General features: G+C 69.3%; 14 protein-coding genes and 1 pseudogene. 10 read left to right on the forward strand and 5 right to left on the reverse strand.

From position 1 onward, the window contains the following. Positions 1 to 726 precede the first annotated feature (726 nt). From J4557_RS48420 to J4557_RS48430, 3 genes are all read right to left on the reverse strand, one after another. Positions 727 to 1,611 carry an IS5 family transposase gene (locus J4557_RS48420; protein WP_208274666.1) on the reverse strand — a complete coding sequence of 295 codons (885 nt, stop codon included), beginning with the start codon at positions 1,609 to 1,611 and terminating at the stop codon, positions 727 to 729. Positions 1,612 to 1,907: 296 nt separating this feature from the next. Beyond that, on the reverse strand, positions 1,908 to 3,173 hold the full coding sequence (locus J4557_RS48425) for an MFS transporter (RefSeq protein ID WP_208274667.1): 1,266 nt from the start codon (positions 3,171 to 3,173) through the stop codon (positions 1,908 to 1,910). Continuing rightward, complete coding sequence (locus tag J4557_RS48430) at positions 3,173 to 3,631, reverse strand: hypothetical protein (protein ID WP_208274669.1); 459 nt, start codon at positions 3,629 to 3,631, stop codon at positions 3,173 to 3,175. The genes J4557_RS48425 and J4557_RS48430 overlap by 1 nt, the downstream gene beginning before the upstream one ends. Before the next feature lie 344 nt (positions 3,632 to 3,975). Between J4557_RS48430 and J4557_RS48435 the strand changes: the two genes are divergently transcribed. The 6 genes and pseudogenes from J4557_RS48435 to J4557_RS50620 all read left to right on the forward strand — a co-directional run bounded on the left by J4557_RS48435 (position 3,976) and on the right by J4557_RS50620 (position 6,604). Continuing rightward, positions 3,976 to 4,797: a helix-turn-helix domain-containing protein gene (locus J4557_RS48435; RefSeq protein WP_208274671.1), complete on the forward strand. Its 822-nt coding sequence runs from the start codon at positions 3,976 to 3,978 to the stop codon at positions 4,795 to 4,797. Positions 4,798 to 5,194: 397 nt separating this feature from the next. Further along, positions 5,195 to 5,659 (forward strand): TetR/AcrR family transcriptional regulator, encoded by a 465-nt coding sequence (locus J4557_RS50610; protein ID WP_243777535.1) that lies wholly within the window; start codon positions 5,195 to 5,197, stop codon positions 5,657 to 5,659. Next, positions 5,587 to 5,769, forward strand: a complete 183-nt coding sequence (locus J4557_RS52455) for a type 2 periplasmic-binding domain-containing protein (protein WP_372442610.1) — start codon at positions 5,587 to 5,589, stop codon at positions 5,767 to 5,769. The genes J4557_RS50610 and J4557_RS52455 overlap by 73 nt, the downstream gene beginning before the upstream one ends. Further along, positions 5,738 to 6,043 (forward strand): annotated as a pseudogene (locus J4557_RS52460) (LysR substrate-binding domain-containing protein); the annotation flags it as partial. The gene J4557_RS52455 and the pseudogene J4557_RS52460, both read left to right, overlap by 32 nt. A gap of 13 nt (positions 6,044 to 6,056) precedes the next feature. Then, complete coding sequence (locus tag J4557_RS50615; protein WP_243777536.1) at positions 6,057 to 6,242, forward strand: hypothetical protein; 186 nt, start codon at positions 6,057 to 6,059, stop codon at positions 6,240 to 6,242. 44 nt (positions 6,243 to 6,286) lie between these two features. Beyond that, entirely contained in the window at positions 6,287 to 6,604 is a 318-nt protein-coding gene (locus tag J4557_RS50620) for a hypothetical protein (RefSeq protein ID WP_243777537.1), read from the forward strand. 505 nt (positions 6,605 to 7,109) lie between these two features. On the opposite strand, the gene J4557_RS48455 is transcribed toward J4557_RS50620, so the two are convergent. Further along, positions 7,110 to 7,862, reverse strand: a complete 753-nt coding sequence (locus J4557_RS48455) for an SDR family NAD(P)-dependent oxidoreductase (protein WP_208274674.1) — start codon at positions 7,860 to 7,862, stop codon at positions 7,110 to 7,112. Positions 7,863 to 7,986: 124 nt separating this feature from the next. On the opposite strand from J4557_RS48455, the gene J4557_RS48460 reads away from it, so the two are divergent. Then, positions 7,987 to 8,421, forward strand: a complete 435-nt coding sequence (locus J4557_RS48460; RefSeq protein WP_208274676.1) for an Rrf2 family transcriptional regulator — start codon at positions 7,987 to 7,989, stop codon at positions 8,419 to 8,421. Positions 8,422 to 8,580: 159 nt separating this feature from the next. Here the strand turns inward: J4557_RS48460 and J4557_RS48465 are convergent, their stop codons facing one another. Beyond that, on the reverse strand, positions 8,581 to 8,913 hold the full coding sequence (locus tag J4557_RS48465; RefSeq protein ID WP_208274678.1) for a hypothetical protein: 333 nt from the start codon (positions 8,911 to 8,913) through the stop codon (positions 8,581 to 8,583). Positions 8,914 to 9,003: 90 nt separating this feature from the next. Here J4557_RS48465 and J4557_RS48470 point away from each other — a divergent pair, with 90 nt between their 5' ends. The 3 genes from J4557_RS48470 to J4557_RS48480 all read left to right on the forward strand — a co-directional run bounded on the left by J4557_RS48470 (position 9,004) and on the right by J4557_RS48480 (position 13,659). After that, positions 9,004 to 9,606, forward strand: a complete 603-nt coding sequence (locus J4557_RS48470) for a hypothetical protein (protein ID WP_208274679.1) — start codon at positions 9,004 to 9,006, stop codon at positions 9,604 to 9,606. Between the two features lie 1,006 nt (positions 9,607 to 10,612). Continuing rightward, positions 10,613 to 12,691: a hypothetical protein gene (locus tag J4557_RS48475; RefSeq protein ID WP_208274680.1), complete on the forward strand. Its 2,079-nt coding sequence runs from the start codon at positions 10,613 to 10,615 to the stop codon at positions 12,689 to 12,691. Positions 12,692 to 12,732: 41 nt separating this feature from the next. Further along, positions 12,733 to 13,659: an effector-associated domain 2-containing protein gene (locus tag J4557_RS48480; protein ID WP_208274681.1), complete on the forward strand. Its 927-nt coding sequence runs from the start codon at positions 12,733 to 12,735 to the stop codon at positions 13,657 to 13,659. The last annotated feature ends 124 nt before the right edge of the window (positions 13,660 to 13,783 follow it).

Genomic DNA, 13,783 nt, shown 5'->3' on the forward strand with positions numbered 1-13,783 from the left:
TTCGGCTACCGGCGCCTGACCGTCCGCTACGAACGCCACGGCCACCTGTTCAACGCCTTCCTCGTCCTCGCCGCAGCCATCACCTGCTACAAGAAGCTCACACAACTCCCCACATGAGACACGCTCTAAGAGGGCAGTTGTTCAGCAGGATTGCATGTGGCAGGACTGTACTTCTATGGATCTGGTGAATGAATGGTCGCGAGGGGAAAGGGAATCTGCTGGACGTAGTTCGGTGAGTCGGCCGATTGCTACCGGCCCGCGCCCGTGCGTTCAGCGGAGCCGGTTGGTGGGCCCCGCCGAGTGCTCGGCCCGGTTGGTTCGCCTTATCGACGATCCGCTCGCCGACCATGTGCTGTCGCTGATCCGCCCGCGTGGTTTTCGACGACCGCCGGCAACGCCGCCAGTGCCAAGGCCTTTTGCGCGGGCTTGCAGCGCCGGCTGGCTCGGCAAGTCACAACTGACCGCTACGTCCGTCGGCAGCATGCGAGGTGTTGATAGTGGGAGATCGCAAGCGACTTGATCTTCTTCGAGGTGCACTGTGCTGCGCTGAACTACTGCGCCTGACCTGCGGTTATATCTGGAGCTCTGCCTTCTGGGGCATGATCGGTCGTGTTCACACCGAAGAGGTCACTGGTTCGAACCCAGTATCGCCCACAAAACCCCAGCTCAGAGGCATGCTCTCACCGAGAGCATGCCTCTTCGCGCATCCCGCCCCCGCCGAAGAGGTCACAGGTTGCCCGTGCGCTCCTTGCCCTTGAGACATAGGGCCACGCGAGCGCAGGCGGACGTGTTCATGGTCGTGTGGGAGGAATCTGGGAGAACACCCTCCTCCCACACACAAGCGAGGTCACAAGTTCCTCCTCGTCTTCGTTGCCGTTCGTGGTCGTCGTTGTGAGCCCCGGTTCGGCAGCGCTGACGGGTTGCGAGTGTCGCGACGGTGATGTGCTGGGGCGCGGTGGACAACGGTTGTACTGGCCCTCCGGCTCTCCCAGTTGCTGGACCCCCGGGATTCTCGGTCGGCCAAAGAAGGACGGGTCGGGTGCGCGGACGGCCGGGGCCGTGGCGGGGCACGGTGATGGCCTCCAGCACCGCGGCGAACTGCGGCGAATCACCACGTTGCCCAGCGGTGATGACCACCGAAAGCGGCCGTTGCCCCTGCTCGCAGGCCAGATAAATCTTGGTGGTCCACCCGCCACGGGACCGGCCGAGCGCGTGATCGACGGGCTCGGCACTGATTCCGCCCGGCGGCTCTCGCTGAAGGTCCCCGTCACGGCGGGCGCCGGCCGCGTGCTGGTGCGCGCGGCAGACGGTGGAGTCGACGCTGACCTCCCAGCAGATCAACCCCACCGCATCCGCATGAGCCTGCAGACCCTTCACGATCCGAGCCCACGTGCCATCCCGCTGCCACCGCCGAAACAGCCCATAGACCGTCTGCCACGGCCCGAACCGGGTCGGCAGATCACGCCAGGGGACACCGGTGCGGACCCGCCATCTGATCCCGTCGATCAAGTGCCGCTTCGACCACACCACCGGCCGTCCAGGCTTCGCCCCCACCGGCAGCAACGGTTCCAACAGCGCCCACTGCGCATCGGTCAGATCACCACGACCCACAAACAAGATCATCCCGAACCGGCAAACGCACCTTGATCAACTTCTGAAACACGGCCTAGACGGCTGCCTGCTCGTCCTGCGCGACCGAACCCCGCCGTCGTGCAGATTCATCGAGGCCTGCGGCAGGCCGGGGGAGCGACGCGGAGCCGATGCTCCTTCGGCTCTTTGGTCGGCATGGTCGCACTTGGTCGGCGAACTGCCGCACAACAGTCCACCGCCCCACCCGCACGAGCCGTTTCGCTGAACCGGGGGCTCGGACCAGGACGTGACGCCCAGGTAGCTGCGCACCGTGCCGGTCACGCCACCTCCGCCGGGGCCAGGTCTGAGGCGGGCTCAGCGTGTAGGCGCCGGACCGCATTCGAGGTGAACGCGGCGGCCGCCGCCGCCGCGACGATCGCGGCGCAGGCCCATTGGATCGGGCGGACGCCGAACGCCGCGGTGGCGGCACCGACGGTCCCGTAGGCGATGGGGACGCCGAGGGTTCCGAGCATGTTGACGGTCGACATCACCCGGCTGAGGTGTTCCCCGGGCACCACCGTCTGCAGATGGCTCTGCCAGACGATCATCTGAAACGTCGCGCTGGAGCCGGCGGCGATCGCCGCTGCCGCAACGATCGCCAGCGGTGCGGCGCTGGCCAGCGCCCCGAGGAACACGATGTCGGGCAGGTAGCCGCTCGCGACGATCAGGCCGATCCGGTGGGGCCGGACCACCAGCGCGGTCATCGAGCCGGCGATGAACCCGATGCCGATCGCTGACTGGACGATGCCCCACCCCACCGGGCCACCCAGAGCGCTCTCCGCGGTCAGGGGCCCCAGCACGTTGATCGCCGCGACCCACGCCGCCCCGGTGACCGCGCTGACCAGCGAGAGGATCACCAGCCACCGGCGGCTGCGAAATGCCGCCCACCCCTCGAGTAGATCTCGGTGGACCGGCTGGCGCGGCCTCTCCCGCGACCGCGCCGGCACGCGGACCCCGGCCAGCAGCACACCCGAAACAGCGAACGTGGCCGAGTCCCAGGCCAGAACCCACCCCGCCCCCAACATCGCGATCACCGCGCCCGCAACCGACGGCCCGGTGATCATCACCGAGTTGTTGGCGATCTGCCGCAGCGCATTCGCGGCCGCCATGTGCTCGGCGGTGACCAGGCCCGGCATCACCCCTTGGGAGGCGGGGGTGAAGAACGCGCCGGACGCCCCGGCGAGCAGAGCCAGCACGGCCAGGATCGGGACGGTCGCGGTGCCGGTGAGGATCACCGCCGCCGACATCGCCTGCGCCGCGCCGCTCACGAACTGGCAGACCACCATGATCGCGATCCGCGAATACCGGTCGGCGGCCACCCCGCCGACCGGACTGAGCACCAGGAACACGATCGGCCCGCCAAGCAGCACCCCGGCGATACCGCCCGCGCCGCCGCCCATGTGCAAGATCGCCCACGCCAGCGCGGCGGGGGAGACGGTGGAGCCGGTGACCGACACCCACCGGGCCAGGAACCAGCGGCGAAACCGGCGATCGGCCAGCAGCCGGACACCCTCGCCCAGGCGGTCGGCGGCGGCCCCGGCCATCAGGCCGCCTCCGGGCGGCCGCACTCGGTGTAGGGGCGTCCGCCGTCGACGATCCCGCGCAGCCCGGCCGCGTTGCAGGGGTCGACGCCTGCCGCCGCGGCGAGCGCCGCCTGCGCCCCGGCCGCTTGGTGCAGCCGATGAGCGGTGTTGCCGCCGCCCAGGAGAGACCCCACCGCGGCCTGAGTCGCCGGCAGCATGACCGCCGCCGCGACGCCTTGGATGACCTGGGCGGCCAGCAGCCCGACGAGTCTCCGCCGGTCGGCCCACCACGCAATCGCCCACGTCCGCAGCGCAGATCGCGGGATCATCCGGACGACCTCCCACAGCGAGACGCCCTCGATCGGATTCCTCCAGGCCACCGCCGTCCGCTGGATGTCCGGCGGTTCCCGGCGCTGGCCGGGGACCGCCGTCGGTACCAGGGTGGATGTCGCAGAATCGGCGGGCGGCGTCACGGCCATGACCGGGGATACCTCCTGAGATCGACGCCCAGCCGGACATGAAGTCCGGCTGGAATCAGCTGGTCACGCACCCTCTTCGGGCGTTCGAAACCCGACCCCGAGGCGGGGAAGGGGAGGGGGTGCGAGGACCAGCACACAGCAGCGCCGACCCTTGGGTCATCGACATGGACAGGCCCGGACACCTCACTCACCGCCGCCGTTGGGAGAGCAGCAACTCCCTCACTCGCCGAAGATCACCTCACTAGACTCCTCGGACAGCAGCAGACACCACTGGGTGCCCGCCTGATGCCGATCAGAGGGGAAGAACGCTGGCGCGCTTCGACGACATCGACCCCAGCGACGCGTTGACCGTCGAAGATCTGGCCGGCCTGCTCGGACAGGTCCGCGCGTGCGCAGGCAACCCCTCACTCCGCGAACTCGAGCGCGCCGCGCAGCGCTCGAATCGTTCCCTGTCGCGCAGCAGCATCGCCGAGATGCTCACAGGCAGGCGGCTACCCCGCAAAGAACGGATGTCGGCCTTTCTCGACGCCTGCGGGCTGCCCCCGTCGAATCATCCGCAGTGGCTGGCCGTGTGGGACCGGCTGGCGGCGCGCGCGGCGGACCCCAAAGCCGACCGGCGCGCTCCGTTCGGCGACGACCTGATCGACGATCTGCGCACCGCCGGGCTGACCCGCATCGGCAGCACCTTCATGACCAACCTGAACTGGAGTGCGCTGTTCGCCGGCGTCCGCGAACTGGATATCTACGTCGCCTACGGACAGACGTGGGCCCGCATGAACGGCGCAGACCTGGACCGGGTCGCCGCCCGCTCGACGTCCCGGATCCGCAGCGTCCTCGCCGACCCGGAAGATCCGTTCACTGTGGAACTGCTGGCCGGCCGGTTCGCCACCAGTCCCAAGGAACTGCGGCAGCGCATCCACGCCACCCGCGCCGACTACATCGCCCTGCGCCGCGAGGGCGGCGCGACCGTCGACGTCCGCTACCGAGCCGGCGACCGTACCTGCAGCCTTTACCGGTTCGACGACATCGCCATCCTCGGCCTCTACAGCCACACCGGCAACCGGGCGGCGGCCGTGCCGGTATTCGTCGGCCGCCGCCCCGGCGCGCTGTACGACTTCGTCACCGCCGAATGGGACGCGGTGCTGGCCGACTCCCGGCATGCTTGAGACCACTCGCGGACGGTGCGTGGCCTTCGCGGCACGGTCGGGAGGTCATTGGGGTGCTCACCTCGATCGCGCGATGTGCATGCCTCCCGCGACCAGGCCCAGCGGTACCGTCGTGAGCCCGGACAGGCTCGTCGAGCTGAATCTGTGCGCCTTGCCGGACAGGGGTGTGAAGCGCAGCGCGATCCCGGCGAGCCGGTCGCCGCCCAGCTAGGGTGCCCTGCGGCTGATCTCCCTAGCAACTGGAGATCAACCGCCGTCCGAGACGGCCGTCTCGGACGGCGAGGACAGGCGACGACCGTATGGATGCACACCAACGACGTGCAGCTGCTTTCGGGAAATGGACGACAAGGTCCGCACAGAACGGTCGAGATGCGTCACGGCGACTAGATCCCTTGGAATGACGAGCGCCGACGCAGCCAGCCGCCGACGCCGCCGGGAGGAGCCTCGGAAGGGCGACCTGCGCGAACAGGCCATCCTCGACGCGGCCGAGGAGCAGCTCGGCACCCAGTCGCTCGACGGCATGACCGTCGAGTCGATCGCGCGCGGTGCCGGGATCACCCGCAACGCCCTGTACTTCTACTTCGCCTCCAAGCAGGACGTCCTGGCCGCGCTCGTCCGCCGCTCCCTCGAGCCGATCGCCGATGACGCCGCCTCCACCGCGGCCGACACCGCCGCCGAGCCAACCGAGCGCATCGTCCGTGCGGTCCGCAACACCGAGCACCACGGGATCCGCTGCTTGCCGCGGTCATCCGCCAGTGGCATCGCCGCTACCCAGAGGTCGCGATCACGCTGCGCGAGTCCACCTCGATGGACGAGGCGCTCGGCCTCGTCGACTCCGACGAGGTCGACGTCGCCATGCTGACCGCCCCCTCGGCCGGCCACTTCACGATCACCGCCCTCGCCGAGGAGGAGATCGTCCTGACGGCACCTACCGGCCACGGTGCTGGCCGAGCAGCTGGCTGTACGCATTGAGGACCTTGACGGTGCGCCGCTCATTCACTTCACACCGGACAACGGCCTCAGCGTCTGGCTCGACCAGTCCTTCACCCGCGCCGGAGTCCACCCGGAGACGGTGATGAGGACATCGGTGACTGCGGTGGCATCGCAGCTCGCGGCTGCCGGGCCTGGGAATCGCCGTGTGCCCGTGAGTGCGGTCGGTCAGAGCTTTCCCGGAGCGGTGCGATCGTTCTCTCCGCAGTGGGTCAGGCAGTTGGTGGCGGTGACGTCCGCGGAACCGGATCCGCTCGTCGCACGGTTCAATGGCGACCTGCGCACCGACGCCGCCGTCACCGAGCTGGAGGTCGAACGCGGCGGCCGCGCGGCCGCCGAGGCCGAGCTGCGGCGCGCTGGAGGAGGCGCGCGCGGACGCCGCGGCGGTGCGCGAGCAGCTCGGCGCCGCCACCGAACGCGCGCAGGGCCTCGAACGCGCCGCCGGAGCCGAGTGACCCGCACGTGCGCGGTGCGCGCGACGACGATGATGGGACCCGCCATGACGCTCCCCGAACCCTCCAGCGCGGACGCGCCGCCCAGCGCGGACGCGCCGGCCGGCGCGCGCACGGTCGCGGTCAGGCCGGACGTGCCGTGCCCGGAGCTGAGGTGCTGGGACTGCGGTGAGCCGCGGCTGCTGGACCCGGCCACCGGGCAGCTGTGCTGCGGGAACTGGCGGTGCAGTTCCCTGGCCGCGCCAGTGCCGATCTGGCGGGCGCTGGACCGGGCCGTCGCCGTCGGCGCCGTCGACCTGTGCCCGGCCGGGTGGCTCCGCCCCGTGCACCGCGACCTCCGCCATGGTGCGATCGTGCGCCGCTGAGCACGATGTCGGCGACCTCGACGACGAGACGGCCGGACCACACCCGCCGCGTGATGACGAAGACCGGCCCGAGCGGCCTGCCGTCGTGCAGGATCTGTTTCTCCTCGCCATCGGGGTCCCTGGTCGCGATCGTCTCGCGGATCCTCGTCGCTGGGCCGGTGGCATCCCACCGCCCCGGGCACGTGATCAGTCGGCTGTTCGCCCCGCCAAGAGAGCCCGGCCGACCCTCACGCGTCTCGCGGACGCCCGGCCCTTGGTCGGGCGTTCTGCTTCTCCGCCGGCTTCGTCCCACCCGGCGAAGCGGCTCACACGCGGCAGGATCCGCCGCAGAGCCGAACACGACCGTGTCGTCGACCAACCCATGACACCGCCAACGGCGAGCCATCGCGAGAAGGGGGACCGGTCGAGGCCGGTCCCTCTTCTCAGGTGGCGCGGTTCAGGCGTGGTTGATCATGCCTGACCATGGCGGGAGTCCGCTCTGCCGCGCCGCCGACGGCGCTGCGGCTCAGGCGTTGTAGCCGCCGTGGGCGTCCAGCACGGCGCCCGTGACGTACGACGCAGCGGGGCTCGCCAGGAAGGCGATCGCCGCGGCGATCTCGTCGGGGTGTCCCTTGCGCTGCAGGGACAGCGAGCTGAGCAGGGCCTTGAGGGTCTCGGGGTCCGACGTATCCATGCCGCCGCCCTCCATCAGCCCGGCTTCCACGACATTGGCGGTGATGGCCCGGGAGCCGAGGTCGCGGGCGACGCCCATGGTGTACTGCACGACTCCCGCTTTGGTCGCCGCGTAGTCGGCCACGCCCGGGACGCCGGCTCGAGTGCCCAGCCCCGAACTCACCGTGATGACGCGGCCGCCCTCGCGCAGCACTCGGGAGGCGGCCCGGATGATGGTGATCACCCCGAGGTAGTTGGTGGCGTGCATCCGGTCCAGCGCGGCGGTGTCGGCGTCCGGGTCGTCCACCGTACCGTTCACCCCGATCGCCGCGTTGTTGACGAGGATGTCCAGGCCACCGAAGTGCGCGACCACGTCGTCGATCAGCGCCGGGGCCTGGCTCATGTCCGCCTGGTCGGACTTGAACGCGGTGACCTTCGCTCCGCCGTCGCGCACCTCGTCGACGACGGCCTGCGCCTGCTTCTCGGAGCTGACGTAGGTGAACGCGACGTCGGCACCCTGCTCGGCAAGCAGCCGTACGGTCGCGGCTCCCAGCCCGCGGGACCCTCCGGTGACCAGGGCGACCTTGCCCGTCAGCGGCTTGTTCATTCTTCTCACCTCACTGGTTGACCTCTTCCAACAGTTGAAACAGTAATAGTTACGACAACCTGTCGCAACCTTAGCTGTTACGACTGCCGTAACATGGAGAGTCGCGGTCGAAAGGAACGAGTTCATGAGCGCCAACAGCAGGTTGACCATCGCTGCCCACGCGCTGGCCTGGATCGGCCTCTACCAGCGCCAGGGCCATGAGGTCGCCACCTCCGAGCAGATCGCGACCAGCGCGAGCACCAATCCCGTGGTGATCAGGCGGCTGCTCGGCGACCTGCGCAGGGCGGGGCTCGTGGAATCCCGGCGCGGGGTGGGTGCGGGCTGGTCGCTGGCGCGCGACCTGGAGTCGATGACGCTGCTCGACGTGTACGGGGCGGTGGAGCCCGGCCCGCTGTTCGCGCTGCACCGAGCCGCCCCGGACGCGGGATGCGTGGTGGGTCACGGCATCCAGCCGGCGATGCAGCGCGTCTACGACGGCATCGAGGAGACCCTCCGGCGCGAGCTGGCCCGCGTCACGCTGGAGGACGTACTCCGGGACGTCCTCGCGGTACCTCGCTAGGTTCCGCCGCCTGACCACCGTTGCGGAGGACGCGAGTGCCCTGGCCGAACACGTGGGAGGGGGGCCGATGGATATCGACTCCCCCTCCTGACCCGCTACTTCAGGCGAACCCCGCCCGGCCGGGCCGGGCGACGTAGCGCCGCCCGGCCCGTCGGGACGTCAGCGGACGGTGGCCGTCCAGAACCGCGCGGCCGGGGACTGCTGCCCGTGCTCGCGGATGTAGCTCCGGACGAACTCGTGCAGGTCGGCGGCGGGCACGCGCTCCCCGTCCCCGAGGCCGTACTCGGTGGCGAGGTCCTGCACCTGCTCGTCGGTCAGCTCGACGGTCGTGGTCAGCGTGAACTTGATGTCGGCTCCCGCCTGCAGCTCCGCGGCGAGCACCTCGGCGGCGTCGGCGGCCGCGCGCAGCTTCTCGGCGAGGTCCAGCGCGGCGGTCCCGGCGGTCCCGGCGGCCTCAGCCCCGCCGACGCCGTGCGCGCTGAGGAGCCGCATGTACGCGCGCTCGACGGGCCTGCGCCCGCTTGGGTCCAGCGCCTCGCTCAGGCGGTCGATGAGGCTCCGGACGTCTGCGGGCCGCTGGCGGTGGAGGACGTGCTGCTCGGCCCGCGCGACGGTGTGCCCGGCAACCCCGGCGAGGAGATCGAGACCGCGTTCCGGCACAAGCAGCTGGTCGCGATCGAAGGCAAGGCCGCCGGCCTGGCTCCCCACCCCGCGCAGGCGCCGCGGCTGCACCTGGACGACGGGGCCCGCTGGACCAACGCCTCCGGCGCCACCGACGCGCTGCAGCACGCCCGCCTCCCGATCGACGAGCCCGCGGTCGTGCTGCACCGCCCGCCCGGCGGCCTCGGGCCACAGGAGCGGGCGTGGCAGTGGCAGCGCCGCCGGCAGGCCCTCCAGGACGGACACGCGCCCCGCGCCGCGTCCAAGGTGCGGGACGGCGACCACATCATGGCAGCCGGACACCCCTCCCGCACCCGTTTCCGCGCGCCCCGGCCGGCAAGCCGCGCGGCTACCGGCGCCGGCTCTTCCGAGAGCGTTCGTGCGGCCCTCGCCATCCGGCGGGAGCAGCCCGGCCATCGCAGAGCCGGGCCCCTTGCGCGGGCCGGCGTGCGGGCCGAGCAGCGACGGCGACCGCGGGTGATCGCGTCGCGGGCCGGTGACCGCAGCCGATGGTGCGGGCGATAGCTGCGGAGCCGCGCCCTGCCCGCCTGGAAGGCTCAGAATGTGAACCTTTCGTGCAGGTCGGCGGCCAGCGTAGGTCGGTGGGCGCTGGCGACACCGTGGCGACATCCGAGCTAACTTCGAGCTAACACGCGGACATATCGGGCGTGGATCTTCGTGTGTAAGCACACGTTTACCCTGGTCAGGGGTGGCGCGCCCGGCAGGATTCGAACCCGCGACCGTCGGTTTAGAAGACCCCTGCATGACCACGGTCCCCGTGCCGCTGCCTGTCGACCCGTGCGGTTCTGTGCTGCTCTGTCCGCCCGACCGTCCACACTGATGATGTCCCGTGCCGGCCCCTGCCACGTTGTTCCGCGACATACGAGCAAACATCGAGCGAACATGCCCGCGCATCATATGGCCTGCGGCCGGAAGATTCGGGTGCGGTGTCCTCGAATCTCCTTTGGCCTCGGGACGGGAAAGTACCGGCGGCCTTCACCTGCGATGTAGGTAATCAGGATCGCAGGCTATTAGTGCGGCCTAACTCCACTGCGCACGCGACCTCCCCCAAGGGGCGCGATCAAGTCATGGCCAACCGCGCGAGGTGGCCTCCGGGCCGCGTCGCCGATCAAGTACAGGCGGATCCGAGGTTCCTGGACGCGCCCGTCGACGGGCCAACTGCTGCGCCCGGTCTCCGGCGGGAGAGGATGCGGCCCCGTCCCATCGACGACTCCGGTGGCTGGGCGTACGGCCCCGGTCTGGAGAGGCAGGCGACTGTCTCTCCTGTCGGTCTTCACAGGAGGTTGGTCAGTGCTGAGACGAGCGCGATGGTGAGGCCGCCGGCGACGCCTTGAATGGCCGCACCTGCCAGCAGCAACCACTCGCTTCTGGTCAGGCGCCTGAACTGCCGCATTGTCGTTTCCTCCCGTGATGGTCGCCAGTAGCAGGAGGAGACCTCACGGGGTGGGTGTCCAGGAATCCGGTTGGACGAAGCTGGACGATCAGGATGCCTGCCGTGCGAGGAAAGGGCATGCTTGAGGACGGTGGACGCCGGGGTGGACGGGCGGCGGGTTCGGCGGAGGACGGCGTGGCGTTGTCGTGGAGCCTCAATGAGGTGGAGACACCTGCTGGACTGGCCGAGGCGCTGAACTCGCTGCGTGAACGGTCCGGACTCAGCCATCGGGACGTCCAGCGGCTTGCCGAAGGCCGCGACCAGTCTCTTTCGAAGGCCAAGTCATCGGCTTTGTGCACTCAGGGCAGGTGCAGCCTGGCGACACTCAAGACGTTCTTGGCGGTGTGTGGCGTGCCCGATGGGCAGGTCGCCGCATGGGTCAGGGCTTGGGAACGCTCTCGCGGACTGGCCAGGCCTCGGCCGCCGGGGGCGCTGCGGGTTGCGGAAGCCAATGCGCGTAGGCTTGGCGTGCACCGTGCCATTCAGGTGGCGGGAGCGGCCGGTGAGCTGCCCGCATACGTGCCGCGCGATCTCGACGAGGCCCCGGACGGTTTGCGTGCCCGCCTGGCCATCGAGGCAGAGACGTCCGGGTTCGTCGTCGCGGTCGGTGGATCGTCGGCGGGCAAGACTTACACCATGTACCAGGCGATGCTCTCGGTGATGCCGGACTGGTGGCTGCTGCATCCGGACCGGGCCGAGCAGATCGATCTATACGCCGAGATGGATCTGCGGCGTGTCGTTGTCTGGCTGGACGACCTTCAGCACTTCCTCGGCGGCGCGACGGGCCTCACCGGTGGCTCGGTCCGGCGGTTGCTGGTCAACGAGCACGTGGTATTGCTGGGCACGCTGTGGCCCCGGCACTACTCGCGCTACACCGACCCGGTGAGCGCACACTACATCGAACGCGACCTGCTCGGCCTGGCGTACGTGGTGCGCGTACCGGACCGGCTCTCACATCACGAGATGGCCCGGGCGCGCGTGGCGGCCGACACCGATCCCCGGATCGAGGCCGCGTTGACGATCCGCGACTTCGGCTTCACTCAAGCGATGGCAGGCGCGCCGCACCTAATCGAGCGGTGGCGTGACGCCGAGGGCCACTGCCGGGCGGTTCTGGAGGCAGCGATCGACGCGGCCCGGCTAGGTGTGCAGTCACCGTTGCCGGAGACGCTATTGCGGGCCGCGGCGCCCGCGTACTGCAGCGGACGCGAACGCGCCGAAGCCGGACCCGGCTGGTTCGACGAGGCGCTGGCCTACGGCACGGCCGCGCTACATGGCGTGGTGTCCGCACTGATGCCAGTTCCAAAGGACGACGGCAGCATGGGCGCAGCAGCGGGGTACTGGGTGGCCGACTACCTCCTCCAGCAGACCGCCACTGAACGTGCCGAAGAGCGTATACCCGACGAGCTGTGGGAGGCGTGCCTGGCCTACATCACCGATCCGGGCGACTACATCCGTTTGGCCTCCAGCGCCGAGGCACGACAGTTGCAACACCACGCCAGCCAGTTCTACAAGCGCGCGGCCCCGCACCGGCCGGACGCAGCCTGCCAGCTGGCGCGAATGCTGGCCGACGAGGGGCGGCGCAAGGAGGCAATCGAGGTACTGCGGCCGTGGTCGGACGCCGGCGACACCGAGGCGGCAGCGCTCCTGACAACGCTGCTGACCGACCCCGCCGTGGACGATGCGGACACTGCCTACGTGCCCGTTGAGGAGTACACGCTCAGCGGGCACGTGGAAAAGGCCATTGCAGTTCTACACCGGCTGGCGGTCTCCCAGCCAGCAGGATATCTATCCGACCAAGGCGACGAGACAGCACTTCGTGCGCTGGCCGATAACGGGGACTGGGCGTCAGCGGCGCGGTTGGCTCGTCTGTTCGCCGAGTCCGGGCGTTTCACCGAACTGCGCGACCGTGCCGACGCGGGCGACCGCGCGGCCGCGTTCCGACTGGCGGATCTACTTCTAGCGAACGGAGGGGAGGCCGAGTTGCTCGACCGGGCCGAGCGGGGCGACGGGCCTGCATGCTATCGACTGGCCGGCCATTTTTTCGAGAACGGACGACGAGCGGAGGCGGTCGCTCTACTGCGGCCGCTCGCAATCGCCGGGGATCCGTACGCCGTGTCCCTGCTGGCCCGCTGGGCCGAGGGAGGGCGCCTAAAGTGACCACGTCGCAGCGATGGATGCCCTCCGGCTCTTGCATAATCGTGGCCATCGACATCGTCGGATTCGGAGACCGACGCAGCGACTTCGAGCGCCAGCATGTTCGCAAGGCCTTGTATGACTCGGTGACCAGTGCATTCGACGCTTCCGATATCTCGTTCGGGCAAACCTACACCGAAGACCGCGGCGACGGACTGCTGATCATCGTTCCGCCTCAGATACCGGTTGAACCGGCGCTGGAGGAACTGCCGTCTCATCTGGCAGCGATCCTGCGGTACTACAACCGGAGGGCGTCAGTTGAGGCGCAGCTCAAGGTGCGCATGGCGATCCACATCGGGGAGATCAGGCACGATGACCACGGTGTTTACGGCAGCGATCTCATTCACGCTTTCCGTCTACTCGATGCCCCTCAATTCAAGGAAGCAATTTTCGGCTCGGATGACGCGCTGGCGCTGATCGTTTCGGAACGCGTGTACACCCATGTCGTGGGCAGGGGACTGGGCTTGCTCGATCCTGCAGACTTCAGCACGATCTACGTGCGGGTCAAAGAGACCGCCAGCGAGGCGTGGGTCTACCGGCCCTTGCTCCGCGGTTGGCCTCCGGCGGCAGCGGCGGCCGGTGCTGAGGGGCGCAGGTATGAAGACCTTCGCGCCGAGCAGGAACACCAAACCGCACTCTCTGAACTGTTCAGGATTGTGGACGACCTGCTGGATATACAGCTACTACACACGGTGCAGGGGCGTGACCAAGTGGTCGGCGTGTTGCCGCCAAACATCGGGAAAGTCATCCCACGCTCACCTGACCCCAGGACGGACTTGTTTGCCATCATGCGGGCCTGCCTGGACTATCCCGGCGGATTGCAGCAATTCCTGATGGTCATCCGAGCGTTCGCCGGAGAGTCGGTGGCGATGCGTCGACTGGAGCAGGGCATAACTCCCACCCTCATGCCACCGGAGCGGCCGGAGGACTAAGAGCGTGTCTCATGTGGGGAGTTGTGTGAGCTTCTTGTAGCAGGTGATGGCTGCGGCGAGGACGAGGAAGGCGTTGAACAGGTGGCCGTGGCGTTCGTAGCGGACGGTTAGGCGCCGGTAGCCG

The organism is Actinomadura nitritigenes (assembly GCF_017573545.1).
Taxonomy (GTDB): Bacteria; Actinomycetota; Actinomycetes; order Streptosporangiales; family Streptosporangiaceae; genus Spirillospora; species Spirillospora nitritigenes.